Origin of the sequence: Variovorax sp. YR566 (assembly GCF_051992195.1) — a bacterium.
Classification (GTDB): Bacteria; Pseudomonadota; Gammaproteobacteria; order Burkholderiales; family Burkholderiaceae_C; genus Variovorax.
This window is the reverse complement of sequence record NZ_CP197092.1, coordinates 6,111,358-6,136,796: the sequence shown is the minus strand read 5'-3', so window position 1 is coordinate 6,136,796 and position 25,439 is coordinate 6,111,358. Positions and strand designations below refer to the sequence as shown.

Genomic DNA, 25,439 nt, shown 5'->3' with positions numbered 1-25,439 from the left:
ATTCAACCGGTCGATGCAACGGTCTGGCTGAACATCTCAGCCGGGGTCTGGAAGCCGAGAGTTTTTCTCGGCCTCTCGTTCAATTGTCTCGCCAGGGCGTTGAGCTTGGCTTGTGAGTAGCTTGAGATGTCTATGCCCTTGGGCAGGTACTGCCTGAGCAGACCGTTCGTGTTCTCGTTGCTGCCGCGTTGCCAAGGGCTGCGTGGATCACAGAAGTAGACCTGGATGTCTGTTGCCAGCGTGAAGCGCTTGTGTCCGGCCATCTCTTTGCCTCGATCCCATGTCAGCGATTTGTAGAGCTCTTGAGGAAGCTTTCGAGCGTTCTTGATCAAGGCGTTGACGACCGTCTCGGTGTCCTTGCCACCCACTTTCACGAGCATGACGTACCGCGTCTGACGCTCAACCAGCGTTGCGATCTGGCTGTTGTGGCTGCCGAAGACCAAGTCTCCTTCCCAGTGACCAGGCACCGCGCGATCCTCTATGGATGCGGGCCGTTCGCTGATGGAGACGGCGCCAACGATCTGCCCGTGGGTGTCGGTCTTCTGAGTGTGATGCCGAGACCGGCGCATGCCGCGCGTGCGTCTCAGATGCTGCAACAGTTCCTTCTTCAAGGCACCACGCGCTTGAATGAAAAGGCTGCGGTAGATGGTCTCGTGTGACACGTGTTGGCTCTCGTCGCATGGATAAGTATGCTTGAGCCACCCGGCGATTTGTTCCGGCGACCACAGCAGCCGAAGCTTGTCAGTCACGATTTGCGCCAGAGCTCTGTTTACCGCCAGCCTGCACTGCTTGGGGCGAAGCGCACGATTCCAAGCAGCGCCCTCCGCTTCGGTCGCCCGGTAGTTGGATCGCCCCCCATTGCGCTTGATCTCGCGGCTAATCGTTGATGGCGCTCGCCCGAGCAGGGCAGCAATTGCGCGAATTGATTGGCCGGCCACCACGGCGCGAGAGATCCCTTCTCTCTCGGCCAAGGTCAGCGCTCTTACAGAACGGCTGCGCGGCGGTGGTCGAAAGCCGCCAGTGCGGGACAGAATTCCCTGCACCGACGTGTGCGCCCGATTGAACAGCTGCGCAATCTGATGGAGCGTCCACCCCTGCTTCCATCGCTCCCACATCAATGCTTTTTGGCTGTCCGTGTAGTAGGTTCGCGTCCGGTACTTCATCTGCAACACTCCTTCTGCGTACGCAGCAATCAGTGTGTTGCATCGACCGGTTGAATCCGCCGCCACCGGCAGCCGTCAAGGGGCACGTGCTTTCGCTTGTTTCAAAGCGATGCGTCGTTCCTTCGTATACCGCGCTCTCCGGATTTTTATATTCTTTTTACAGCCCGCTCCCAAGATTTATCCCTGTTTTTACGCGCGCCTGCAGAGACTCACTGACTTGTTTCGTTTGCAGGAGTGATGAATGGACATCGTGTGGATTGCCGCCATTGCGGTCATGTGGGTCGTAGTGGCCGAACTGGTAGTCGGGCTGCACAAGCTCGATACGCCCAAGGGAGAACGGCCATGATCGGACTTGAAGTCCTCTACGGGTTCGCCGGGCTTATCGCCGTGATCCTGTTCGCCTACCTCGTCTTTGCGCTCATCTGCGCCGAGGAGTTCTGATCATGAGTAGCTCGGCCTGGGGGCTTCTGGCCTTCTATCTCGTCGTGCTGCTGTTGCTTGCATGGCCGCTCGGACGTTTCCTGGCGGCGATGTGCAATGGCCATATGCCGCGTTGGACTCAACGCGTCGAAGCACCTCTCTACAAGCTTGCCGGCGTCTCGCCCGACAACTCCATGCACTGGCGCACCTACGCCTTTGCGCTGCTCGCGTTCAACGCGGTCGGTGCGCTGGCTGTCTATGGCCTGCAACGACTGCAGGGCTGGCTGCCGTTCAACCCGGCGGGCATGACGGCCGTGTCGCCCGACTCGGCCTTCAACACCGCGGTGAGCTTCGTCTCCAACACCAACTGGCAGGGCTATGCCGGTGAATCGACCATGAGCTATCTCACGCAGATGCTCGGCCTCACGGTGCAGAACTTCTTCTCCGCCGCCACGGGCATTGCAGTGGCCTTCGTGCTGGTGCGCGGCTTTGCGGCGCGCCGCACCGACGGCAAGGGCTTCGTGGGCAACTTCTGGGTCGATGTCACGCGCATCACGACCTGGCTTCTGCTGCCGATCTCCTTCGTGCTCGCGATGCTCCTCGCGGGCCAGGGCGTGATCCAGAACTTCGACGCCTACAAGACGGTGGACACGCTCGAGACCACCGCCTTCCAGCAGCCGAAGAACGACGCCAACGGCCAGCCGCTGAAGGACGACAAGGGCCAGCCGGTGATGGAAGACGCCACCACCAAGACGCAGACGCTCGCCATGGGCCCGGTCGCTTCGCAGGAAGCCATCAAGATGCTCGGCACCAACGGCGGCGGCTTCTTCAATGCCAACTCGGCGCATCCGTACGAGAACCCGACGGCGTTTGCGAACCTGCTGCAGATGCTCGCGATCTTCGTGATCCCGGCGGCGCTGTGCTTCACCTTCGGCCGCGTGGTCGGCGACATCCGCCAGGGCTGGGCCGTGCTCGCGGCCATGACGGTGATCTTCGTCATCGCCGTGGTCGTGCTCAACCCCGCCGAGCAGGCCGGCAACCCGCTGCTGACGCCGCTGGGCGTCGACCAGGTGTCGAGCGTGCTGCAAAGCGGCGGCAACATGGAAGGCAAGGAAGTGCGCTTCGGCATCGACGCCTCGGCCCTCTTCGCCGCCATCACCACGGCGGCCTCGTGCGGCGCGGTGAACGCCATGCACGACTCGCTCACCCCGCTCGGCGGCATGGTGCCCATGGTGCTGATGCAGCTGGGCGAAGTGGTGTTCGGCGGCGTGGGCACCGGGCTCTACAGCATGCTGATCTTCGCGATCCTGGCGGTGTTCATCGCCGGCCTGATGATCGGCCGCACGCCCGAGTACCTCGGCAAGAAGATCGAGGTCTATGAGATGAAGCTCACCTCGGTCGCCATCCTGGTGACGCCGATCCTGGTGCTGGCCGGCACGGCCGTTGCCGTGATCGCCGATGCGGGCAAGGCCGGCATCGCCAACCCCGGCGCGCATGGGTTCTCGGAGATCCTGTACGCGCTGACCTCGGCCGGCAACAACAACGGCAGCGCCTTCGCGGGCTTGTCGGCCAACACGCCGTTCTACAACGCGCTGCTGGCGGTCGTCATGTGGTTCGGCCGCTTCGGAGTGATCGTGCCGGTGCTCGCCATTGCCGGCGCGCTCGCCGCCAAGAAGCGCCTTCCGGTCACGGCCGGCACCATGCCCACGCATGGGCCGCTGTTCGTGACGCTGCTGATCGGCACCGTGCTGCTGGTGGGCTTGCTCAACTACGTGCCGGCGCTCGCGCTGGGACCGGTCGTCGAGCACCTGATGCTGTGGGCGAAGTGAGGCCCGGACCATGACTACAAAGACCAATACTTCCCTTTCGCTGTTCGATGCAGCGCTCCTGCGGCCCGCCCTCTGGGCCTCCGTCACCAAGCTGAGCCCGCGGGTGCAGTGGCGCAACCCGGTGATGTTCATCGTCTACATCGGCAGCATCCTGACGACGCTGCTCTGGGTGCATGCGATGAGCTTCCCGGGCGACACCGGCATGAAGCCCGCCTTCGTGCTGGCCGTGACCATCTGGCTGTGGTTCACCGTGCTGTTCGCCAACTTCGCCGAAGCACTGGCAGAAGGCCGCAGCAAGGCGCAGGCCGCCTCGCTGCGCGGCCTGCGCAAGGACACCTGGGCCAAGAAGCTGCATGAGCCGCACCACGGCGCGCAGTGGCTGCCCGAACAGGCGCCCAACCTGCGCAAGGGCGACGTCGTGCTGGTCGAGACCGGCGACGTCATTCCGCTCGACGGCGAAGTCATCGAAGGCGTGGCCTCGGTCGACGAAAGCGCCATCACCGGCGAATCGGCGCCCGTGGTGCGCGAATCGGGCGGCGACTTCTCGGCTGTGACCGGCGGTACCCGCGTGCTGTCCGACTGGCTGGTGGTGCGCGTCTCGGTGAACCCGGGCGAGTCGTTCCTCGACCGCATGATCACCATGGTCGAGGCGGCCAAGCGCCAGAAGACGCCCAACGAAATCGCGCTCACCATCCTGCTGGTTGCGCTCACGCTGGTGTTCCTGATCGTCACCGCCACGCTGCTGCCGTTCTCGATATTCAGCGTCGGTGCATCCAATGCGGGAACCGTGGTGTCGCTCACCGCGCTGGTCGCGCTGCTGGTGTGCCTGATCCCGACCACCATCGGCGGCCTGCTGTCGGCCATCGGCGTGGCCGGCATGAGCCGCATGATGCAGGCCAACGTGATCGCCACCTCGGGCCGCGCGGTGGAAGCCGCCGGCGACGTCGACGTGCTGCTGCTCGACAAGACCGGCACCATCACGCACGGCAACCGCCAGGCCACTTCGTTCCTGCCCGCGCCCGGCATTCCGAAGGCCCGCCTGGCCCGCTCTGCGATGCTCGCATCGCTGGCCGACGAAACGCCCGAAGGCCGCAGCATCGTGGAGCTGGCCCGCCGCGACGGCCTCGACGCAGCGACGTCGGTCGAGGGCGCGCATTTCGTGCCCTTCACCGCGCAGACCCGCATGAGCGGCGTCGACCTGCCCGCCGCGCCCAACAGCCTCGACACTGATGCCGTCCAGCTGCGCAAGGGCGCGGTCGATGCAGTGCGCCGCCACGTCGAGGCGCTCGGCGGCAGCATGGCGCCCGAGGTGCTGCGCGCGGCCGAAGAAGCGGCCCGTCGCGGCAGCACGCCGCTGGCCGTGGCCGAAGGCAATCGCGTGCTTGGCGTGGTCGAGCTCAAGGACATCGTCAAGACCGACATCAAGGAGCGCTTTGCCGAGCTGCGCCGCATGGGCATCAAGACGGTGATGATCACCGGCGACAACAAGCTCACGGCCGCAGCCATCGCAGCCGAAGCCGGCGTCGACGACTTCCTGGCCGAAGCCACACCCGAAGACAAGCTCGCGCTCATCCGCCAGTACCAGGCCGAAGGCCGCCTCGTGGCCATGACCGGCGACGGCACCAACGACGCCCCCGCGCTCGCGCAGGCCGACGTGGCCGTGGCCATGGGCAGCGGCACGCAGGCTGCGAAGGAGGCCGGCAACATGGTCGACCTCGACTCCAACCCGACCAAGCTGCTCGAAGTGGTGGAAACCGGCAAGGCGCTGCTGATGACGCGCGGCTCGCTCACCACCTTCTCGATTGCGAACGACGTAGCGAAGTACTTCGCCATCATTCCGGCGATCTTCGTATCGACCTATCCGCAGCTGGGCGCGCTCAACGTGATGCGGCTCGCGAGCCCGTCGTCGGCCATTCTGAGCGCGGTGATCTTCAACGCGCTGGTCATCGTGTTCCTGATTCCGCTGGCATTGAAGGGCGTGCGCTACCGGCCCGTCGGCGCCGCCGCGCTGCTGCGCCGCAACCTTGCCATCTATGGCCTGGGCGGCCTGGTCGTCCCCTTCATCGGCATCAAGTTGATCGACTGGCTTCTTGTAGCCGTCCATCTCGTCTGAGGAGTTTCCAATCATGAACAACAACGGCAATATCGTTCGCCCCGTGCTCGTGGTCTTTGCACTGCTGAGCGCACTCACCGGCCTGATCTATCCGATGGCCGTCACCGGCGCCGCGAAGGCGGTGTTTCCGTCGCAGGCGGCGGGCAGCCTGATCGTGCTCGACGGCACGACCGTGGGCTCCAGGCTCATCGGCCAGAACTTCAGCGACGCGAAGCACTTCTGGGGTCGTCCGTCGGCCACCGCGCCGCAGCCCTACAACGCGACCGCCTCGGGCGGTTCGAACCAGGGGCCGCTCAACCCCGCGCTGACCGATGCGGTGAAGGCGCGCGTCGAGGCGCTGCGCGCGGCCGATCCGGGCAACACCGCGCCGGTGCCGGTCGACCTCGTCACGGCTTCGGCCAGCGGGCTCGACCCCGACATCAGCCCCGCCGCCGCGCAATACCAGGCCGCCCGCGTGGCGCGCGTGCGCGGCGTGCCGATCGAGCAGGTCAACGCGCTGATCGCCAGCAACACCCAGGCTCCGCTGTTCGGCTTGCTGGGCGAGTCGCGCGTCAACGTGCTGTCGCTCAACATTGCCCTCGACAAGGTGAAGTAAGGGGCGACGACACCCGCGTCGCGCGAGCTGCACCATGGTGACTGACCTGTTCCACGTCCTTTGCGCGATGGCGGCGCTGTTCATTCCTCTGGGGTTCGCGTGGTTCATCGTGTCCCGCACCGCGCGCCGGCATGCGCGTGGAGCCAGGCGCAGGGAGTCCAAGGCAAGCAGTCCTGCCTCGCGCAAGGGCCCCACGCAACGCTAGCAGGCCCTGTCCATGCAAGATGTCATTCGCCCGGACCCCGATGCCCTGCTGGCCCAATTGCGAAACGACGAAGCGCGCGCACTGCGCGGCAAGCTGCGCATCTACTTCGGCGCCAGTGCCGGTGTCGGCAAGACCTGGGCCATGCTGAGCGCCGCGCAGCGCGAGCGCGCCACCGGCCGTGACGTGCTCATCGGCGTGGTTGAGACCCACGGCCGCACCGAAACCGCCGCGCTGCTCACGGGGCTCGACACACTGCCGCTGCGCGAGCTGGACTACCGCGGCCGCACCCTCGCCGAATTCGACCTCGACGCCGCGCTCGCGCGCAAGCCCGCCGTGCTGCTGGTCGACGAACTGGCTCACACCAACGCCCCCGGCTCGCGCCACGCCAAGCGCTGGCAGGACGTGCAGGAACTGCTGGCCGCTGGCATCGAGGTGTGGTCTGCCCTCAACGTGCAGCACCTCGAAAGCCTCAACGGTACGGTCGGCGCCATCACTGGCGTGCGCGTGCACGAGACCGTGCCCGACACCGTGCTCGACGAGGCCGACGAGGTGGTGCTGGTCGACGTCACACCCGACGAACTCACGGCGCGGCTCGCGGCCGGCAAGGTCTACCTGCCGCAGCAGGCCGAGCGCGCTGCGCAGAACTTCTTTCGCAAGGGCAACCTGATCGCATTGCGCGAGATTGCGCTGCGCCGCACCGCCGAGCATGTGGAAGACGACGTGCGCGGCTGGCGCGTAGAGCAATCGGGCGCTGGTGGCAACGGGCAGGGCCGCGAGCTGCAGGCCTGGAACACCTCGGGCGCGATCCTCGCCTGCGTCGGCCCGCATGAAGGCGCGGCGCAGACGGTGCGCACGGCCGCTCGGCTCGCGGGCCAGCTCAATGTGCGCTGGCATGCGGTGTATGTCGAAACGCCCAGGTTGCAGCGGCTTGCCGCGGAGGAGCGCGACCGCATTCTCGCGGTGCTGAAGCTGGCCGAGGAACTGGGCGCGGTGACTGCGGTGCTGACTGGCGTCGACGTCGCGGTGGAACTTGCCGGGCAAGCCCAGCGGCTCAACTGCGCAACGCTGGTCGTGGGGCGTGCCGAAGCGGCCGAAGGCTGGCTGCGATGGTGGCCTTCGGCCGTGCTGACGCGTGAGCTCGCCCGCCACGCTCCAGGCCTCGACATCGTCGAGGTCGCGCGAGCCGAAAGCTCCCGGCGCATTGCGCATGGGCGCCCCGGCCGGCTTGCCGACGACAACGTGGAAGACACGGACAGGCCACGGGCGCGATGGCCCGGCTACGCCTTTACCGCGGCGATCAGCGTGGGCATCACGCTGGTTGCCATGCCGCTGTCGAATGTGCTGGAGCTGACCAACATCGTGATGCTGTTCCTGCTCGGCGTGGTCGGTTCGGCGCTGCGCTTCGGGCGTGGACCGGCGGCTTTCGCCGCGCTGCTCAATGTTGCGGCCTTCGACTATTTCTTCGTGCCGCCGCGGCTGTCCTTCAGCGTCAGCGACGTGCAGTACGTCCTGACCTTCGTCGTCATGCTCGGCGTTGGCCTGCTGGTGGGACAGCTCACGGCCGGGCTGCGCTTCGCGGCCGGCGTGTCCGCCAGCCGCGAGCGACGGGCGCAATCGCTGTTCGAACTCACGCGCGAGCTGTCGGCTGCGCTCGAGAGCACACAGGTCGTCGAGCTCGGAGCAGCGGCGGTCGAAGGCCATTTCGGCGGCCGTGCGCTGGTGCTGGTGACGGACGCGAACGACCGTCTCGTGATGCCGTCGCAGGCACCCAAGGGATTCGACGCCTCCGTCGCCGATTGGTCGTTTCGCCAGGGCCAGCCGGCCGGACTCGCAACCGCCACGCTGGCGGCACAACCTTGGCACTACGTGCCGCTGCAGGCGCCGATGCGCATTCGCGGCGTGCTCGCGCTGTCGCCGGCGCAGCCGCGCTGGCTGCTGATTCCCGAGCAGGCGCAGCAACTCGAGACGCTGGCGCGGCAGATCGCCATCGCGCTGGAGCGCGTGCATTACGTCGAGGTGGCCCAGCAGGCGGTGGTCGAAATGGAATCGGAGCGCCTGCGCAACGCCTTGCTCGGAGCAATTTCGCATGACGTACGCACCCCGCTCACAGCGTTGATCGCACTGGCCGAGTCGCTGCAGAACCTGCCGTCCGACGAGCACGTGGAGGCCGCTCGCGCAATCGTCTCGCAGGCACACCAGCTCCACGCGCTGGTCAGCAATCTGCTGGACATGGCGCGCCTCGAAAGCGGCATTGCCGGCGGCGCGGTGAACCTGCGGCGCGACTGGCAGTCGGTGGAAGAAGTCCTCGGGTCGGCGATCCGGGCGGCCGAACCGGCGCTGGGCGGCGTGCATGTGCAGACGGTGCTGCCGGTCGACTTGCCGCTCGTCGAGTTCGATGCCGTGCTCATCGAGCGCGTGCTCGTCAACCTGCTGGAAAACGCCGCGAAATACGGCGCGCCGCCGATCGTGGTGAGCGGCTCCGTCACCGACGCCGCCCTGGTGCTCACGGTGCGCGACCACGGGCCCGGCCTGCCCGAAGTCGTGAAGGGCCATGAGCAGACGCTGTTCGACAAGTTCACGCGCGGCCAGGCGGAATCGGCCACGCCTGGCGTCGGCCTGGGTCTTGCCATCTGCAAGGCCGTGGTCAATGCGCACGGCGGAGACGTGACTGCCTCGAACGCGCAGGACGGCGGCGCCGAGTTCGTCGTGACATTGCCGCGGCGGGCCCCGCCGGTATCCATGGAAGCCCAGCTCTGAAGAACATGTCCTCACACACAGCCGTTGTCATTGAAGACGAGCCGCAGATCCGGCGGTTCGTGCGCGGTGCGCTCGAAACCGAAGGCTGGCAGGTGCACGAGGCCGGCACGCTGCGCGAAGGCCTGACGGCCGCAGGAACCCGCAGGCCCGACCTGCTCGTTCTGGACCTTGGACTGCCGGACGGCGACGGCGTATCGCTCATCCTCGACGTTCGCCGCTGGTCCGCCGTGCCGATCATCGTGCTGTCGGCACGCACCAGCGAGGCCGACAAGATCACCGCGCTGGATGCCGGCGCCGACGACTATCTGACCAAGCCCTTCGGCGCAGGCGAGTTGCTGGCGCGCGTGCGGGCCACGCTGCGCCGGCCGCGCCCGATCAGCGGTGCGGAGGAGGCCGAAGCCGTCTTTCGCTTCGGCGAGGTGGAGGTCGACCACGTTGCCCGTGTGGTGCGGCGCGCCGGTGTCGAAGTGCACCTCACGCCAACGGAATATCGCCTCCTTTCGGTGTTGATTGCTAACGTGGGGCGTGTGCTGACGCAACGCCAGTTGCTGATCACTGTGTGGGGTCCGGCGCAGACGGAGCAGAACCACTATCTGCGCATCTACATGGGGCATCTGCGCCAGAAACTGGAAGTCGACCCTGCGCAGCCGCGCCATCTGCTGACCGAGACGGCGGTGGGTTACAGGCTGTCCGTCTGACCAGGTCCGGCAGCGCCGGAGCATGAAGCCGCGATGAAATCTTTATGCGCGCGGCGCTACTTTTTACAAGGCTTTTATGAGGCGGCTTCTAGGCTATGCGCTTCCGTTTTTTTAACTATTGCTTCATGAAAAAAATCCCCAGCAGGGCCGCTTCCACCATCGCAGTCAAGCACGCGCTCGTGTTGATCTCCGCATTCGCCGCTTCGGGCGCAGCCTTGGCGCAAACAGCAACGACGGATGCCGCAGCAGCACCGGCAGCCGCTCCCGCCCCGAATCTCACGGGCAACGTGTCCATCACCACGAACTACAAGTTCCGTGGCCAGGATCAGGACATGATCGGCAAGAACGACTACGCCAAGACCAAGGGCTTCAAGCCCGCCATTCAAGGCGGCCTGGACTACGCCTTCGGCGACAGCGGCTTCTACGTGGGCAACTGGAACTCCAGCGTCAACTGGCTCAAGGGCAACAGCATCGAGATGGACGTGTACGGCGGCTACAAGTTCAAGGCCGGCCCGCTGGACATGGACGTCGGTGCGCTCACCTACATCTACCCGGGCAACTCCGCGGGCAACACCACCGAGCTGTACGTTGCGGGCACCTACGCCAACGAAACCCTCGGTTCGTTCACCGCCAAGTACTCGCACACCGTGTCGAAGGACTACTTCGGCTACGCGGGCAACAAGGCCGGCTCGGGCCTGAAGGGCACCAACACCGGCTACCTGAACCTGTCGTACAGCAAGGAAATCGTGCCCAAGGTCACGCTGAAGGCGGCGGTGGGCTACACGAACATGTCCAGCGACATCCGCAGCCTGGGCTACAAGAGCTATGTCGACTACAACGTCGGCGCGAGCTACGACTTCGGCAACGGCCTGTCGCTGACCGGCTCGGTGCAGGGCGCCAACAAGAAGAGCTCGTACCTGGCAGTGGCCAACCCGGGCGTCGACCTCGGCTTCGGCACCTTCGGCCAGACGACCTACTCGCCGAACAAGGCGCGCTTCATCCTCACGCTGACGAAGACGCTCTGATCCCCAAGGCGACAGGCGGGCCGCGGCCCGCCTTCGTGCACACCATGCCTCCAGGAGAAACGCTCTGGTCCCGCGCTGCTGCGTGGGTTCGGGCGGCCCGCGCCTTGCCTGACATGAGCCTGCATTGGTCCTGCTGCGGCACGCCCATGCTCGATCCCGCGCAGGAGAGCCTGGAAAGCCAGGACGGCGCCGAAGTTCTCCTGGCTTCCTGCGGTCATTGCGGAGCGCGCTGGATGAGCGTTGTTCCGCAAGAGGGCTGCCCGGGTTGCTGGGAAATCTCTTGCTCGTCCACGGCCGGTTCCAGTTCGGGCCAGCGCTGAAGCCAGCATATTTACGCGGCATTTCCACCGCAGGGTGCATTGTTTACACCGTTTTCACACGCGCCTGCCGATACTGATGTCGTGTTCTTTTCCATTGCAGGAGTTTCATGGCTTACGCCGCTTATCGGGAATACGCAGGCACTGTGCGTGCCAAGAGCGAGACGGTTTTCAAGGTGCTCGACGTCACGGTGCCGTCGGTCGACGCGTGCCGCGTGCGGCGCGGCATCGCCGCATGCAAGGGTGCCGGCGTGCTGCGCTGCGAGCCCCTGATGCGTGTGAATGCAACGTGCGCAAATGGCGCTCCGCGCGCCCGCCTCATGATTCGTCTGCCCCTGGAGAGCTATGCCTCCGTGGTGCACTGTCTGCTCGAATGCGCGCCCGATGGCGAGATCGGCCACCTCACGAGCTGGCGCGAGCATCTCCAGCGTTGTGGTCTGGCCAATGGCGGCTGACCTGGAGAGCGCGGTCGCCGATGCGACGGTCGATTCCGGCAAGACCTTCGTCCACGATTGCCTGAGTCGGCCAGCGCCCTTGCGGCTCCAGCCGGAGATCCTGCTCGGCCAGGACATCGACGTGCTCGAACGCATTCTGGAACCGGGCATCGACCTGGCGCTGTGGCGGCGCGAACCGCAGGCTCCGATTGCTGCATGGCTGGATGCCTTGCCTCCGGCCAGGCATCCCACGGCGCAACTGCAATTGCGCGCGGCCGATGTGGCGGCTGCGCTGCAGGCGGCATGCAAGACTTCCCGTACGCCGCGTGGGCCCGGGCGAGACGCTCTGCTGGCAGACATCGACATGCTCGCCACACGCTTCGCGCTGATCACTGGCAGCCCCCGGATGACCCTTACGTTGCAGGTTCGAGGCTGTGACATCGATGAAAACTGGCACCTTGACCATGCCGGGCTGCATCTGCTGTGCAGCTACAGCGGCCTGGGCACCGAGTGGGTGGCATCTCCGCACGCAGACACGGCACTGCGGATGCCGAAGTGCTTTACGGGACCTTTCGAGCGCATGCCGCTCCAGGCCGTCGCGCTCCTTCAGGGACGTGGCGTGGATGCGCAAGGCGGTGATCGAGGGCTGGTGCACCGTTCGCCGCAACTGTGCAACCTCGGATCGCACCGCTACGTGTTGCGTCTGGACGAACTGCGGTAGATGCGCTCCAACCGGGCGCATCTTCATGAAATTCGAGGAGACGATTTCGATGACACACGACATCGCGCAGATTGCCGTCTGGCTGCAACCGCAGGACATCCTGTTCGACGCCGATGTCCGGGATCGAACGCACGCGCTCGAGCTTGTTGCGGCGACGATCTGCGGTGCTCGCGGCCTCGACCCGGCACCAGTCTTTCGCGCGTTGTGTCGACGTGAACAGGCCGGATCGACCGCGCTCGGCGACGGATTCGCGATTCCGCACGCACGCATCGACGGCATCGAACGGCCCGTCACCCTGTTCATTCGCACCCGGCGGCCGATTGCCTTCGATGCCCCGGACGGCAGGCCGGTCTCCCAAATGCTGGCCATCATGGTGCCGGAGGATGGCGCCAAGGACGATCATCTGCAGTTGCTCGCGCTGATGGCCCGCCTGTTCTCCGAGCATCGTTTCCGGGCGCAGCTCGATGGCGCGCCGAACGCGGCGGCGGTCGAGGACGCGTTTCGGGCGGGGACCGCGCGCGTGGCTTCTGCTTCCTCGTAGCGAGGGGTTCTCTATCTCGCTAGCTGCCGCCGTGACTCAGTACGCCCCGCGCGATTCAGGCGGCACGGGAGTAGAAACCGGCGCTCCGAGGAAGTCGGCCGCCAACTTGCGCGCGGCGCCCGCGTACAGCAGCACGTCGACGCCGACGGCGACGAAGGTGCAGCCGAGTTCGAGGTAGCGGCGCGCCAGCTTCGGATCTGAAGTCAGCGTGCCGGCAGCCTTGCCGGAAGCCACGATGGTCCGCATCGCGCCTTCGATGGCCGCCTGCACCTCGGGGTGACCAGGCCGGCCGCGATGGCCCATCGAGGCCGCGAGGTCGGCCGGGCCGATGAACACGCCGTGCACGCCGTCGACCTCGCAGATCGACGCGAGGTTGTCCAGCGCCTGCACCGTCTCGGCCTGCACCAGCAGGCAGACTTCGTCGTCGGCTGCGTCGAGGTAGTCGGTGCGCGCGCTCCACTGCGACGCGCGTCCGACTGCGCTACCCACGCCGCGAATGCCGCGCGGTGGATAGCGCGTGGCCGACACCAGCGCACGCGCCTGCCCGGCGGTGTCGACCATCGGCACCAGCAGGTTCTTCGCGCCGATGTCGAGCAACTGCTTGATGAGCGCGGTGTCGCCCTGCACGGCGCGCACCACCGGCTGGGCCCGATGCGGCGCCACCGCCTGCAGCGCGGCCAGCGTCGAGCGCAAGTCGTTGGGGGCGTGTTCGCCGTCGATCAGCAGCCAGTCGAAGCCGGCGGTTGCGCTGACCTCGGCCATGTACGGATCGGCCATCGAGAGCCAAAGGCCGACCTGCGGCTGGTTTGCGGCCAGGGCCGCCTTGAAGGGGTTGTGAGCGGGCATGCGGGATCTGTCGAAGAGTGGTGATGGATGGGCGCCGGCCGTCAGTCCAGCTGCCCCTGGCACACGTACTTGGTGTGCAGGTAGTCGTCCAGCCCGTGGACCGAGCCCTCGCGGCCGTAGCCCGAGTCCTTCACGCCGCCGAAGGGCGCGGCCTCGGCTGCCAGCGCGCCTTCGTTGATGCCGACGATGCCGGTCTCCAGCGCATCGGCCACGCGCCAGATGCGGCGCACGTCGCGTGAATAGAAATACGCGGCCAGGCCGAAGGGCGTGTCGTTCGCCTGCGCGATCACCTCGGCCTCGTTCGAGAAGCGCGTCAGTGGCGCGACCGGGCCGAAGGTCTCTTCGCAGGCGCAGGCCATGGTGGCGTCTGTATCGGCGAGCACGGTCGGTGCGAAGTAGTTCGAGCCGAGCTCGGGCAGCCGTGTACCGCCGGTGAGCACGCGCGCGCCGCGCGCCACTGCGTCCTGCACATGGCGCTCGATCTTCTCGACCGCGCGTGCATTGATCATTGGCCCGATCTGAGAGGCCGCGTCGGCGGCAGGTCCGACGCGCAATGCCGCCACGCGTGCAACCAGCAGTTCGGAAAAACGTTCGTGCACTGCCTCATGCACGAAGACGCGGTTCGGGCACACGCAGGTCTGGCCGCCGTTGCGAAACTTGGCGGTCATCAGGCCTTCCACTGCGGCCTCGAGGTCGGCGTCCTCGAACACGATGAAGGGCGCATTGCCGCCGAGTTCGAGCGACAGCTTCTTGAGCGTGTCGGCCGAACGGCGCGCGAGGTGCTTGCCGACGGGCGTGGAGCCGGTGAAAGTGATCTTGCGTACGCGCGCATCGTCGAGCCAGGCATCGACCACTTCAGGCGTGCGCTCGCGCGATGCGGTGACGATGTTCAGCACTCCCGGCGGTACGCCGGCTTCCGCGGCAAGGGCCACAAGCGCGAGCGAAGTCAGCGGCGTGTCCTCGGCCGGCTTGCACACCACGGTGCAGCCCGCGGCAAGCGCCGGCGCGATCTTGCGCGCGATCATCGCGGCCGGAAAATTCCACGGCGTGATCGCAGCGACCACGCCGACCGGTTCGCGCAGCGCGAACATGCGCCGGCCCGGCACGGGCGCCGGAATGACGTCGCCGTTGGCGCGCGTGGCTTCCTCGGCAAACCATTCGATGTAGCTGGCCGCATAGGCAACCTCGCCGCGGCCTTCGGCCAGCGGCTTGCCTTGCTCACGCGAGATGAGCCGTCCCAGGTCTTCCTGGTGCGCCATCACGAGATCGTTCCAGCGCTTGAGGATCTGCGCGCGCTGCTTGGCGGGCGTCTTGCGCCAGGCGGGAAAGGCGGCATGCGCGGCATCGACGGCTGCGTGCGCGTCGATTGCGCTGGAGTCGGGTACCTGCGCGATGAGGGCGCCGGTGGCCGGGTCGGTCACGTCGAGCGTGCGGCCGGAAGCGGAGCGCAGCCATTCGCCGGCGATGAAGTTGGCCGTGCGTTGCAGGTCGGGGCGCGAAAGGGTCAGGGGCATGGAGAGAAGGAGAAAGGAGAAAAGAAGGCGGTCAGCTCACGATGCCCAGGTGCCAGGGCACGAACTCGTGGTCGCCCAGTCCGAGCGTCTCGCTCTTGGTCGGCTCGCCCGAAGCGTGGCGCAGGATCTGCTCGAAGATCTGCTGGCCCAGTTCGGGCACGGAGAGTTCGCCGTCGATCACCACGCCGCAGTTGATGTCCATGTCTTCCTCCAGGCGGCGAAACATCGGCGTGTTGCTCGCGAGCTTGATCGTCGGCGCGGGCTTGCTGCCGAACATCGAGCCGCGTCCGGTGGTGAAGCAGATCAACTGCGCGCCGCTGGCGATCTGCCCCGTTGCGGCCACCGGGTCATAGCCCGGCGAGTCCATGAAGACGAAGCCAGGCTCGTCGATGGGTTCGGCGTATTCGTACACCGCGCGAAGCGGCGTGGTGCCGCCCTTCATCGCAGAGCCCAGCGATTTCTCGAAGATGTTGGCCAGGCCGCCGGCCTGGTTGCCATGGCCCACCACGCCGTTGAACTGTGCGTTCTGGCCGGCCGCGTAGCGCTCCCACCAGGCCAGCCGGTCGAGCAGCTTCTGCCCGACCTCGGGTGTTACGGCGCGGCGCGTGAGCATGAATTCCACGCCGTGGATCTCGGGCGTTTCCGACAGGATGGCCGTGCCGCCGTGGCGCACCAGCACGTCCATCGCCGCGCCGAGCGCGGGGTTGGCGGTGATGGCCGAGAAGCCGTCGGAGCCGCCGCATTCGAGCCCTATCTTCAGGTGGTGCGCGCCGACGCGCGTGCGCCGTGCGGCATTGGCCTCGGGCAGCATCTCCTCGATCGCGCGGATGCCGGCCTCGATGGTCACTCGCGTGCCGCCCACTTCCTGCATTACCAGCGTGCGCATCAGGCGGCCCGTTTCGAGCCCTTGCGAATCGACCAGCGCATCGACCTGGTTGCGTTCGCAGCCCAGGCCGACGATCAGCACGCCGGCCAGGTTCGGGTGGCGCGCATAGCCCGCCAGCGTGCGGCGCAGCACGTCGAAATGCTCGCTCGGCGACGACATGCCGCAGCCGCTGGTCTGCGCGAAGGCGGCCACGCCGTCCACGTTGGGAAAGGCGGCCATGCGCTCGGGCGTGAAGTGCGCGGCGATGCGCTTGATGACCGTGGCCGAGCAGTTCACCGACGACAGGATGCCGATGAAGTTGCGCGTGCCGACGCCGCCGCCGGGCCGCTCGAAGCCCATGAAGGTCGCGCGTTCGGCAACCGGCACGAAATCCACCGGGCGCACGTCCTGGCAGAAGGCCGGGTCGCGGTAGCTGTCGACCAGCGTGAGGTTGTGGCTGTGCACGTAGTCGCCGGCCTGCAGGTCGCGCGAGGCCACGCCGATCACCGTGTCGTACTTCTTCACTTCCTCGCCGGCCGCGATGGCGCGCGACGCGATCTTGTGGCCGGCGGGAATCTGCGCCCTGGCGCGCACACCGAACTCGGCGATCGTTTCGCCCAGGGCAATGGCGCTCTTGGCGACCAGCACGTTGTCGTTCGAGTGCAGGCGAAGCAGGGGACTGTCGTTCATGGCGTGGCGTGGGGTTGCTTCGAGCAGGTTCGGATGCCGGTGGGCGAGGGCTTCATCAGCCCTTTTCCATCAGCTCCTTGAGGTTGAGCTTGCGGATCAGGTCGGTCTCTTGCCGGTACACGGTCTGCACGTACTTCTGGTATTCGGGGCCGTCCTGGTACATGACCGGCGCATCGATGCTTTCCGCCACCTTGCGGAACTCTTCGCTGTTGACGGCCGTGCGGAACGCATCGCGCAGCCGCTTTTCGACTGCGGCAGGCAGGCCCTTGGGCGCACCGATGCCGTTGGGCGCTTCCACCACCACGTCGAAGCCGAGCTCCTTGAGCGTGGGCGTGTCCTTGAAGCGCGGCGTGCGCGCCTCGCCCCAGGTGGCGAGCAGGCGCAGCTTGCCGCTTTCGACGTGCGGCGCCCACGAACTGCTGTCGGCCAGCATGTCGACCTGTTCGCCCAGCACGTCCTGCAGTGCGGCCGAGCCGCCCTTGTAGGCGATGGCGTTGAACTTCACGCCGGCGGCCTGCGCGAACTGCTCCATGCCCACGTGCGTTGCGCCGCCGATACCGGCGTGTGCGTAGGTGACGGTGCCGGGATGGGCCTTGGCCTGCGTCACGGCGTCGCGCAGCGACTTGAACGGCGAGCGTGCCGGCACCGCGATGCCGAAGGTCTGGCCCGAAGTGCGCGCGAGGTAGGTGAGGTCTTTCAGTGGATCGAGCTGCACCGTGCCGATCTGGGAGAAGCGCGTGACCGAAATCGGTATCTGGCCGATCGTGTAGCCGTCGGGCCGCGCCGAGGCCAGCGCCTTGGTGCCGATCATTCCCGAGGCACCTGCGCGGTTCTCCAGCGCAATGGGCTGCCCGAGTTCGCGTGCGGCGATCTGGCAGATGATGCGCATCGACCGGTCGGCCGTGCCGCCTGCGGGCCACGGGCAGATGAACGTGAGGGGGCGTTCGGGGTAGTCGGCGGCCAGCGCGAGAGCGGGGGCGGTGGCGAGAGCTGCGGCGCCGAGGCCGCCCAGCACGAGCTGGCGCCGCGCCATGTTGCGAGGGGTTTTCATCGTTGTCTCCAGAAATCGTTGTTCGGCAAGCACAGCGGATTCTTCCGGAGACAATCATTGCCATCCAATGAAATAGCGGACTCTCTTCATGAGCTCCAGGTTATGAAGAAGAAAGCCCGCTCAAAGCGCCATGAGCCAGATCGACCGCGTTCTTCGTTCCAACCTCAAGCTGCGTCATCTGCAACTGCTGGTGGCGCTGGACGAGTTTCGCCACCTGGGGCGGGTCTCGGAGTTTCTTTCGATCACGCAGCCGGCCGTTTCGAAGATGCTGGCAGAGATCGAGCGCATGTTCGATCTGAAACTGTTCACGCGCTCCACGCGCGGCACCGAGCCCACGCCCTTCGGCGTCACGGTGGTGCGCTTTGCGCGCTCGGTGCTGGCCGACTACCAGCGCACGCGCGACGAGATCGACGCCGTAGCCAGCGGCGGCGCAGGCCGCACCAGCGTGGGCGCGATGGTGGTGGCCACGCCGAGCCTGCTCGTCAAGGCCATCCAGCAGCTCAAGAAGCAGTCGGCACTGACCACCGTGATGGTGGAAGAGGGCGATCTCACGCGGCTGCTGCCTCGTCTGCGCGTGGGCGAACTCGACCTGATCGTCGGCCGGCTGGAGCCCGGCTATGCCTCGCCGGACCTGGAGACCGAAGCCCTCTACACAGAGCCGATGTGCATCGTGGTGAGCCCCGGCCACCCGTTGGCGGAGGCTCCCAGGCCAAGCTGGAAGATGCTCGCCGAGCTGCCCTGGGTGGTGCCCCCGCCGTGGGCTTCATCGCGCTCGAAGCTGGCCCAGATGTTCTACAAGCACCGCCTCGTGCCGCCGGCGGACATCGTCGAGACAGCGTCGTTTCTTGTCACGCTGTCCGTCATGCATGAGCGGCCGGCCGTGGGGTTCCTCGCGCGAAGCGTCGCACGGCACTTCGCGAAGCAGGGGCAGCTGTGCATCCTGAAGATCAACGTGCCGATCGAGCTTCCGCCGGTGGGCATCATCACGCTGCGGGGGCGTTCGCAGACGCCCGCCAGTCAGCTACTTATGGAATGCCTGCGAAAGGTTGCGCCGCCGCGTTAGCGCAGCACCAGCACCGGAATGTGCGAGTGCGTCAGCACGTGCAGCGTCTCGCTGCCCATCAGCAGGCGCGCCAGGCTGCGCCGTCCGTGCGAGGCCATCACGATCAGGTCGCACTGCTGGTTCTTCGCGGTCGTGATGATGGCCTCGGCCACCTGGTTCGACTTCATGACGATGGCCTGCGGATTGCGGACGCCCTTGGCGACCGCAGTGGCCACGACCTTGTCGACCAGTTGCTGCGCGGCGCGGTCCGTATGCTCCTGGGAGGCCTGGATGTCCCGCTGGCTCAGCATCATCGAGCCTTCGAAGTAGCCGACCGGCTCGATGTGCGCGACGGTGACGCTCACCAGTTCCGCGTTGGTCAACAGGGTCAGGTCGATGGCGGCGTTGACCGCTTGCTCCGACAGCGCGGAGCCGTCGGTTGCGACAAGAACACGCTTGTACATGGCAGGCTCCTTGGCCCCCGGCACCGCGGGTGCCCTCATGTTCAGTCTAGTTCGCGATTGCGGTCATGCAAGGCCCTTCATTTTTCGCCTGGACTGCCGATAACCCTCTTGAGGACACAACAGGGGACCCAGATGCTGAATGCCATCGCTGCGACCGGCAGCACCAGAAGCGGGGGCGACGTCAACGCCGAGCTCGCGAAGATCCAGCGCCAGATGACGGCAACGCAGAAGCAGATCGCGGAAACACAGGGCCAACTGCTCGGCACGCCCGAGGGCGAGGCGCGCGATGCGATCCGGCTGCAGCTCGAAGCGCTGGCGGCCCGGCTTGCCATGCTGCAGCAGCAGATGAGCGCGCTGCGCACGGCCAGCGTTCAAAAGAGCGCGATGGCTTCAATGGAAGAGAGCGGCAGCAGCAGCACATCGCAGCGCGCCAATGCTGGTAGCACTTCGATCGGCAGCATGCTGGACGTGAAGGCCTGACTCAGCCTCCGCGTTCCGGCCACCGGTGCCGCGTGCCCCCCGAGCGCCGGTCCGCCTTCTCCATGACAACGCCCTGCACGAGCAACTGCTCTCCGCGTTGCTCCAGGTGCTGCAGGCAGCGAAGAAAGACATCGAGATCCGCAGGCTCGATGCCTTCGAGCAATTCGGTGTTCAGCCCCGCGATCCGGGGAAACAGCCTGCCGAACAACTGCTGGCCTGAAGCGCTCAGCCGCACGTGCACTTCGCGGCGGTCCTGAGCGTCCTGTCGCCGCACCACCAGCTTCTTCTCGACCAGGCTGCGCAGTCCGCGCGAAGTGCGCACGCGGTCCAGGTGCAGGTGCGTGGCCAGCGTCGACGCAGTCATCTCGCCCTCCTGCGCCAGCGTGGCGATCATTCCCCACTCGCGGCGCGTGATGCCGAAGCCTCCTTCGACCAGGCGGGTCGCCATGCCGTTGCCCGAGCGCATGGCTCGTGCCAGGCGGTACAGCAGCAGGTCGTTCAGGGAACGGGGCGCGCGCAACGCTGCTGCATCGGGAAAAGCTTGTTGCATACGTATGAAAAATGGGATGGGGAGTGTGGTTCGCCCGCCTCGGAGCACTGGTAGTTGATTAGATCAACTGTTTGCCCATACGTATAAACCGGTAACAAATTTGAACGAACGGAAACAGTCTTGGCGCGCGATTTTCGCCGTGAAAACTCGCGCGCCCCGTTCACGACAACCGCTCGCAGGAGATCCGATGCCCGCATTCCTTTCCAGGCGCAAGCTCATCATGGCGTGGGGCATTGCCCTGGCCGCTTGCGCTCCCATGGTCCACGCCCAGGCGCTGGACGGCGGGCCGCTCACCCTCGTGGTCGGCTATGCGCCGGGCGGCAGCACCGACCGCATCGCGCGCCTGATCGCCGAGCGGCTGACGCCCAAGCTCGGCGTTCAGGTGAGCGTGGAAAATCGTCCGGGCGAGGGCGGCCGGCTCGCGGCCAAGGAAGTAAAGCGCGCCCCCGCCGGGCAGAACGTGCTGATGCTCGGCAACCCCGCCGTGATGGTGGTCGCGCCGCTGGTCTTCAAGGACGCGGGCTATGACCCTGACAAGGACTTCGTGCCCGTGTCGCAAGTCAGCAGCTACGACTTTGCGCTGGCGGTCGGCAACAAGCTCCAGCTCGACCGCGCGATGTTCCTCGTCAGCCGGCTGTGGGCGCATCCGGAAGAGGCGATTTTCGGCGTGCCCGCCACTGGCAGCCTGCCTCACTTCTTCGGCCTGATGGTGGGCGATGCGCTGAGCGTGCAGCCGCAGATCAAGGGCTACGGCGGCTCGGCGCCCCTGGCGGCCGACCTGAGCGGCGGCAGCCTGCCCATTGCCATCGACACGCTCGATTCGCTCTATCCCCAGCACGTGGCCGGCAAGATCCGCATCCTGGCCACCTCGGGCAAGAAGCGCGCGAGCTTCGCGCCCAACATTCCCATCTTCCGCGAGGCCGGCATGAAGATCGATGCCGACGGCTGGAACACCTTCTTCGCGCCTAGCACCATGCCGAACGCCAAGGTGCAGCTGCTGGCCAATGCGATCCGCGACGTCATGAAAGACCCGGGCCTGCAGAAGGCGGCCGACGCGCTATACATCACGCCCGTGATCAGCAATGCGGCCGAGACGGCTCAGATGCTGAAGGCCTTTCGCGCGCAGTGGGAGCCAGTGGTTCGGCGCTCCGGCTTCCAGCCCTGAGACTTTCTTTCGTCAGCTCGCAAGCGCCCGCATCTCCGCAATGAGATCGGCCTTGCCCTCGAAGCCGATGCCCGGCAGCGGCGGCAGCGTGACGTAGCCGTTGTCCACCTTCACGCCATCGGGGAAGCCGCCGTAGGGCTGGAACAGGTCGGGGTAGCTCTCGTTGCCGCCGAGCCCGAGGCCGGCCGCAATGGCGAGCGACATCTGGTGGCCGCCGTGCGGAATGCAGCGCGAGGGCGACCAGCCGTGCGCCTTCAGCATGTCGAGCGTGCGCAGGTACTCCACCAGCCCGTAGCTCAGCGCGCAGTCGAACTGCAGCCAGTCGCGGTCCGGCCGCATGCTGCCATGGCGGATGAGGTTGCGCGCGTCCTGCATCGAGAACAGGTTCTCGCCCGTGGCCATGGGGCCGGCGTACACCTCGCCGAGCTTCGCCTGCAGCTCGTAGTCGAGCGGATCGCCGGCTTCCTCGTACCAGAACAGCGGGTACTGCGACAGCGCGCGGCCGTAGTCGACAGCGGTCTTCAGGTCGAAGCGGCCATTGGCATCCACCGCGAGTTGCTGGCCGGGGCCGAGGATCTTCAGCACAGATTCGATGCGCTCGCAGTCTTCAGCGAGCGTGGCGCCGCCGATCTTCATCTTCACCACCGAGTAGCCGCGCTCCAGGTAGCTGGTCATCTCGCGCTGCAGGCCTTCCACGCCCTTGCCGGGGTAGTAGTAGCCGCCCGCTGCGTAGACGAACACGCGCGGGTTCGGCGTGCCGTTGCCGTAGCGCTCGGCCAGCAGCTGGTAGAGCGGCTGGCCCGCGATCTTGGCGGTGGCGTCCCACACCGCCATGTCGATGGTGCCCACGGCCACCGAGCGCTCGCCGTGGCCGCCGGGCTTCTCGTTGATCATCATGCGGGCCCAGATCTTGTGCGGATCGAGGTTCCCGCCGGTTTCGTCGAGCAGCGACGCGGGCTCGGCTTCGAGCAGGCGCGGCAGGAAGCGCTCGCGGATCAGCCCGCCCTGGCCGTAGCGGCCGTTGGAGTTGAAGCCGTAGCCGATGACGGGCTTGCCGTCGCGGATCACGTCGGTGACCACGGCCACGAGGCTCAGGGTCATCTTCGAGAAGTCGATGTAGGCGTTGCGGATGTCCGACTTGATGGGACGGGTGGATTCAAGGATGTTGACGATTTTCATGGTCGGGTTCGGGGGATGGAGAAAGCAAAAGACGTTCAGCGGTGCAGCGACGAGCCGCCGCAGATGGCGACGTCCTGTCCCGTGATGGCCGCCGCCGGCGGCGACAGAAGAAAGCCCACGAGCGCGGCGATTTCCTCGGGCTGTATCAGCCGGCCGATGGGCGGCATGCGCGGTGCACTGCCCGCGCGGGCCGGGTCCTGCAGCATCGAGGTCTGCGTGGCACCGGGCGACACCACGTTGACGGTCACGCCCTGGGCCGCGACCTCCGCGGCCCAGCTGCGCGCGAGCGCGATCAGCGCCGCCTTGGTCGCGGCGTACTGGCCGCGACCGGGCAAGCCCTGTGCGACGCGGCTGCCGACGAACACGACGCGGCCGTGTCCGCGCGCGGCCATCGCGGGCACGAGGGCGTCGGCCAGCCGCGTGGCCGCGTCGACGTGCAGGCGCCACATGAGTTCGCCGCTCGCGTGGTCGAGTGAACCCAGCGGGCCGACTCGCAGCACGCCGGCTGCGTGCACCAGCGCATCGGCGTTCTGAAGCGCGGCGGCTGTGCGCGCGATGGCATCGGCATCGCACAGGTCGACGGCTACATGCACGAAGCCCGCGTGAGACAACGTGGGCGCGGCCAGGTCGAGCCCGCTCACGCGCCAACCCGCTTCGAGCAACTGCGACGCAATGGCACGGCCGATGCCGCCGCTGCTGCCCGTCACCACTGCATGCGGGGCAGCTTCATTCGACATGGATGTTGCCCTCCACGATGATCTTCTTCGAGCGCGCCATGTCCTCGGCCTGGAACTTCGCGAAGTCCTCGACGCTGCCCGGTGTCAGCAGCAGGCCCTGCGCACCCAGCGTCTCGCGCATGTCGGTGCCCAGTGCCTTGTTGACCTCGGCGTTCAGCCGCTGCGTGACGGCGGCCGGCAGCTTCGCCGGCCCCCACAGGCCATACCAGCTGTAGAACTCGTAGCCCGGAATGCTTTCGCCCACCGTGGGCACGTTAGGCAGGCTGGTGGCGCGCGTGGCCGAGGTCACGGCAATCACCTTCACCATGCCGCTCTTGTGATACTGCAGCGAGCCGAGGATGGGGTCGATGAAGCCGTCGATCTGCCCGCCGATCAGGTCCTGGAACGCGGGCGCCGTGCCCTTGTACGGCACGATCAAATAGTCGAGCCCGCCGCCCGCACGCTTGAGCAGTTCGGTCGATAGATGGCCCGCCGATCCGATGGAGCCCACCGCGAAGGTCATCTTGCCCGGGTGCGCCTTGGCGTACGCGATGAGCGACTTCACGTCCGTCACCGGCAGGTTCTTGTTGACGGCCACCGACAGCGGCGCCTTGGCCACCAGGGCCACGGGGGTGAAGTCTTTCACCACTTCGTAGGGCACGGCCTTCATGGTCATCGGCGCCGTCGTGAAGGTCGAGGCGTTGAACAGCAGCGTATAGCCGTCGGCCGGCGCCTTCGACACCACGTCGGCGCCGATGACGCCGTTGCCGCCCGCGCGGTTCTCCACGATGAAGCTCTGGCCCGTCTGCTCGCCGAGCTTCTGCGCCAGCAGGCGGCCGATGGTGTCGAGCGTGCCGCCGGGCGGAAACGGAATCACCATGCGCACCGGGCGGCTGGGCCAGGTCTGGGCGAAGCCGGCGGTGGATGCCGCGGCCAGCGCGAGGGCGGCCAGCGTGGCTCGCAGGAAATGGTTGCGTTGCATGTCTCTTGTCTCCTTGTGGTTTTTCATCGGGGCATCGCGGGTGTCGCGGCCCCGTGGGCTCAGCGCTTCGACAGGCCGGCCTGCTGCACGGCGGCGTGCAGCGCATCCATCTCGTGCGCATTCGGCGCTTCGGTCGGCGGGCGCACGGTGGCGTTATCGAGCACGCCGGCCAGGAACATGCCGCCCTTCATGCGCGCGTGCGCCTCGCCGGTCGGCTCGCCGCCGCCGTACACCGCGTCTTTCAGCGGCGTGATGAGCGCCTGCACCGCCATCGCCTTCTTCAGATCGCCGGCCTTCACCGCGTTCCACAGGTCGATGATCAATTGCGGAATGAAGGTCGCGAAGCCGACCAGCGCGCCGTCCACGCCCTGCACCATCGAGGCCAGCAGGTACTCGTCGTGGCAGGTCAGGATGGCCTTCGATGCATCGGCCTCGCGGATCGCCTGGATGTCGCGGGCGTACTTGTTCATGTCGCGCTGGCCTACCTTGAAGGCCTGCAGGTAGGGCAGGCGCGCCAGCTCGGCCAGCAGCTGCGACGAGTAAGAGGCGCGCGTCCAGGCCGGATACACGTGGCAGACCAGGTCCAGTTCCGGCGCGGCGCGGTGGATGGCCTCGAAATACTGCAGCGCATGGCCGGGCGTGAAACCGAAGCGCAGCCAGTGGTGCGGCGGCATCACGTCGAGCGCCACCGCGCCGGCAGCCTGCGCGGCGCGTGCATGCTCGGCAGCCTCGGCCAGGCCTTCGCACACGATCGACGAAATCACCGGAGTGCGGCCGCGCAGCTCGTCGGCCACGATGCGCGTCACCTCGGCGCGTTCAGAGGGCGTCAGCGAAAACACTTCGCCGGTGTGGCCATTGGTCATGATCGCCACCACGCCGTCATGGCCGGCCAGCCACGAGGCCAGCTTGCGCAGCGCCGGCTCGTCGATGCGGTGGTCGGCCGTGAAGGGGCAGGAAATGGCGGGGATGATCCCGCGATAATTCGCGATGGAAGGCATGCTGTGTCTCCGTTGTGGTTCAAGGTGCAGGAATGGGTGCATCTTTTGCCGGCGGGGCGCGAGCCGTCCAATACTCGAA

General features: G+C 66.7%; 24 protein-coding genes. 13 read left to right on the top strand and 11 right to left on the bottom strand.

Going from position 1 to position 25,439, the window contains the following annotated elements; genetic code table 11:
- Positions 1 to 2: 2 nt before the first annotated feature.
- Complete coding sequence (locus tag ACTG4X_RS28660; RefSeq protein ID WP_354337951.1) at positions 3 to 1,163, bottom strand: IS30 family transposase; 1,161 nt, start codon at positions 1,161 to 1,163, stop codon at positions 3 to 5.
- A gap of 342 nt (positions 1,164 to 1,505) precedes the next feature.
- Between ACTG4X_RS28660 and kdpF the strand changes: the two genes are divergently transcribed.
- From kdpF to ACTG4X_RS28610, 10 genes are all read left to right on the top strand, one after another.
- A complete protein-coding gene (gene kdpF / locus ACTG4X_RS28655) occupies positions 1,506 to 1,604 on the top strand; it encodes a K(+)-transporting ATPase subunit F (protein WP_093059552.1) in 99 nt (32 codons plus the stop codon).
- Between the two features lie 2 nt (positions 1,605 to 1,606).
- Positions 1,607 to 3,412, top strand: a complete 1,806-nt coding sequence (gene kdpA / locus ACTG4X_RS28650; RefSeq protein WP_440532530.1) for a potassium-transporting ATPase subunit KdpA — start codon at positions 1,607 to 1,609, stop codon at positions 3,410 to 3,412.
- Positions 3,413 to 3,422: 10 nt separating this feature from the next.
- The gene (kdpB, locus tag ACTG4X_RS28645) at positions 3,423 to 5,525 is read left to right on the top strand and encodes a potassium-transporting ATPase subunit KdpB (protein WP_093081877.1); all 2,103 of its coding nucleotides are present in this window, start codon (positions 3,423 to 3,425) and stop codon (positions 5,523 to 5,525) included.
- A 13-nt stretch (positions 5,526 to 5,538) separates the two neighbouring features.
- The gene (kdpC, locus tag ACTG4X_RS28640) at positions 5,539 to 6,120 is read left to right on the top strand and encodes a potassium-transporting ATPase subunit KdpC (RefSeq protein ID WP_440532529.1); all 582 of its coding nucleotides are present in this window, start codon (positions 5,539 to 5,541) and stop codon (positions 6,118 to 6,120) included.
- A gap of 217 nt (positions 6,121 to 6,337) precedes the next feature.
- On the top strand, positions 6,338 to 9,082 hold the full coding sequence (locus ACTG4X_RS28635; protein ID WP_440532528.1) for a DUF4118 domain-containing protein: 2,745 nt from the start codon (positions 6,338 to 6,340) through the stop codon (positions 9,080 to 9,082).
- Positions 9,083 to 9,087: 5 nt separating this feature from the next.
- Positions 9,088 to 9,780 (top strand): two-component system response regulator KdpE, encoded by a 693-nt coding sequence (gene kdpE / locus ACTG4X_RS28630; protein WP_093179898.1) that lies wholly within the window; start codon positions 9,088 to 9,090, stop codon positions 9,778 to 9,780.
- 125 nt (positions 9,781 to 9,905) lie between these two features.
- Positions 9,906 to 10,805 carry a TorF family putative porin gene (locus tag ACTG4X_RS28625; RefSeq protein WP_440532527.1) on the top strand — a complete coding sequence of 300 codons (900 nt, stop codon included), beginning with the start codon at positions 9,906 to 9,908 and terminating at the stop codon, positions 10,803 to 10,805.
- Positions 10,806 to 11,232: 427 nt separating this feature from the next.
- Complete coding sequence (locus tag ACTG4X_RS28620) at positions 11,233 to 11,577, top strand: hypothetical protein (RefSeq protein WP_093057336.1); 345 nt, start codon at positions 11,233 to 11,235, stop codon at positions 11,575 to 11,577.
- Positions 11,567 to 12,277 carry a DUF1826 domain-containing protein gene (locus ACTG4X_RS28615; protein WP_440532526.1) on the top strand — a complete coding sequence of 237 codons (711 nt, stop codon included), beginning with the start codon at positions 11,567 to 11,569 and terminating at the stop codon, positions 12,275 to 12,277. The genes ACTG4X_RS28620 and ACTG4X_RS28615 overlap by 11 nt, the downstream gene beginning before the upstream one ends.
- 25 nt (positions 12,278 to 12,302) lie before the next feature.
- The gene (locus ACTG4X_RS28610) at positions 12,303 to 12,818 is read left to right on the top strand and encodes a PTS sugar transporter subunit IIA (protein WP_440532525.1); all 516 of its coding nucleotides are present in this window, start codon (positions 12,303 to 12,305) and stop codon (positions 12,816 to 12,818) included.
- A gap of 36 nt (positions 12,819 to 12,854) precedes the next feature.
- Here ACTG4X_RS28610 and hpaI read toward each other — a convergent pair whose 3' ends face one another.
- The 4 genes from hpaI to ACTG4X_RS28590 are packed head-to-tail and all read right to left on the bottom strand — an operon-like array spanning position 12,855 to position 17,784.
- Positions 12,855 to 13,664: a 4-hydroxy-2-oxoheptanedioate aldolase gene (gene hpaI / locus ACTG4X_RS28605; RefSeq protein ID WP_093057339.1), complete on the bottom strand. Its 810-nt coding sequence runs from the start codon at positions 13,662 to 13,664 to the stop codon at positions 12,855 to 12,857.
- Positions 13,665 to 13,705: 41 nt separating this feature from the next.
- On the bottom strand, positions 13,706 to 15,178 hold the full coding sequence (locus tag ACTG4X_RS28600; protein ID WP_440532524.1) for an NAD-dependent succinate-semialdehyde dehydrogenase: 1,473 nt from the start codon (positions 15,176 to 15,178) through the stop codon (positions 13,706 to 13,708).
- A gap of 31 nt (positions 15,179 to 15,209) precedes the next feature.
- Positions 15,210 to 16,733, bottom strand: a complete 1,524-nt coding sequence (locus ACTG4X_RS28595) for a UxaA family hydrolase (protein ID WP_097198127.1) — start codon at positions 16,731 to 16,733, stop codon at positions 15,210 to 15,212.
- A 55-nt stretch (positions 16,734 to 16,788) separates the two neighbouring features.
- Positions 16,789 to 17,784, bottom strand: a complete 996-nt coding sequence (locus tag ACTG4X_RS28590) for a tripartite tricarboxylate transporter substrate binding protein (protein WP_440532523.1) — start codon at positions 17,782 to 17,784, stop codon at positions 16,789 to 16,791.
- 130 nt (positions 17,785 to 17,914) lie between these two features.
- Between ACTG4X_RS28590 and ACTG4X_RS28585 the strand changes: the two genes are divergently transcribed.
- Complete coding sequence (locus tag ACTG4X_RS28585; RefSeq protein WP_440532522.1) at positions 17,915 to 18,847, top strand: LysR substrate-binding domain-containing protein; 933 nt, start codon at positions 17,915 to 17,917, stop codon at positions 18,845 to 18,847.
- On the opposite strand, the gene ACTG4X_RS28580 is transcribed toward ACTG4X_RS28585, so the two are convergent.
- Positions 18,844 to 19,290, bottom strand: coding sequence for a universal stress protein (locus tag ACTG4X_RS28580; protein ID WP_440532521.1), 447 nt, complete (start codon positions 19,288 to 19,290; stop codon positions 18,844 to 18,846). The two genes, ACTG4X_RS28585 and ACTG4X_RS28580, sit on opposite strands and share 4 nt — an antisense overlap.
- A gap of 132 nt (positions 19,291 to 19,422) precedes the next feature.
- Between ACTG4X_RS28580 and ACTG4X_RS28575 the strand changes: the two genes are divergently transcribed.
- Entirely contained in the window at positions 19,423 to 19,770 is a 348-nt protein-coding gene (locus ACTG4X_RS28575) for a FlxA-like family protein (RefSeq protein WP_440532520.1), read from the top strand.
- Between the two features lies 1 nt (position 19,771).
- On the opposite strand, the gene ACTG4X_RS28570 is transcribed toward ACTG4X_RS28575, so the two are convergent.
- Positions 19,772 to 20,320, bottom strand: coding sequence for a MarR family winged helix-turn-helix transcriptional regulator (locus tag ACTG4X_RS28570; RefSeq protein ID WP_093057345.1), 549 nt, complete (start codon positions 20,318 to 20,320; stop codon positions 19,772 to 19,774).
- Between the two features lie 187 nt (positions 20,321 to 20,507).
- Here ACTG4X_RS28570 and ACTG4X_RS28565 point away from each other — a divergent pair, with 187 nt between their 5' ends.
- A complete protein-coding gene (locus ACTG4X_RS28565) occupies positions 20,508 to 21,485 on the top strand; it encodes a tripartite tricarboxylate transporter substrate-binding protein (protein ID WP_093057346.1) in 978 nt (325 codons plus the stop codon).
- A gap of 12 nt (positions 21,486 to 21,497) precedes the next feature.
- On the opposite strand, the gene ACTG4X_RS28560 is transcribed toward ACTG4X_RS28565, so the two are convergent.
- From ACTG4X_RS28560 to ACTG4X_RS28545, 4 genes are read right to left on the bottom strand one after another with little or no spacing between them, the layout of a single operon-like run.
- Positions 21,498 to 22,664: a mandelate racemase/muconate lactonizing enzyme family protein gene (locus ACTG4X_RS28560; protein WP_440532519.1), complete on the bottom strand. Its 1,167-nt coding sequence runs from the start codon at positions 22,662 to 22,664 to the stop codon at positions 21,498 to 21,500.
- A 35-nt stretch (positions 22,665 to 22,699) separates the two neighbouring features.
- Positions 22,700 to 23,401: an SDR family NAD(P)-dependent oxidoreductase gene (locus tag ACTG4X_RS28555; protein ID WP_440532518.1), complete on the bottom strand. Its 702-nt coding sequence runs from the start codon at positions 23,399 to 23,401 to the stop codon at positions 22,700 to 22,702.
- Positions 23,391 to 24,362 carry a Bug family tripartite tricarboxylate transporter substrate binding protein gene (locus ACTG4X_RS28550; RefSeq protein ID WP_440532517.1) on the bottom strand — a complete coding sequence of 324 codons (972 nt, stop codon included), beginning with the start codon at positions 24,360 to 24,362 and terminating at the stop codon, positions 23,391 to 23,393. Before ACTG4X_RS28550 ends, ACTG4X_RS28555 begins: the two co-directional genes overlap by 11 nt.
- A 59-nt stretch (positions 24,363 to 24,421) precedes the next feature.
- Positions 24,422 to 25,360 carry a dihydrodipicolinate synthase family protein gene (locus ACTG4X_RS28545; protein WP_440532516.1) on the bottom strand — a complete coding sequence of 313 codons (939 nt, stop codon included), beginning with the start codon at positions 25,358 to 25,360 and terminating at the stop codon, positions 24,422 to 24,424.
- Positions 25,361 to 25,439: the final 79 nt, after the last annotated feature.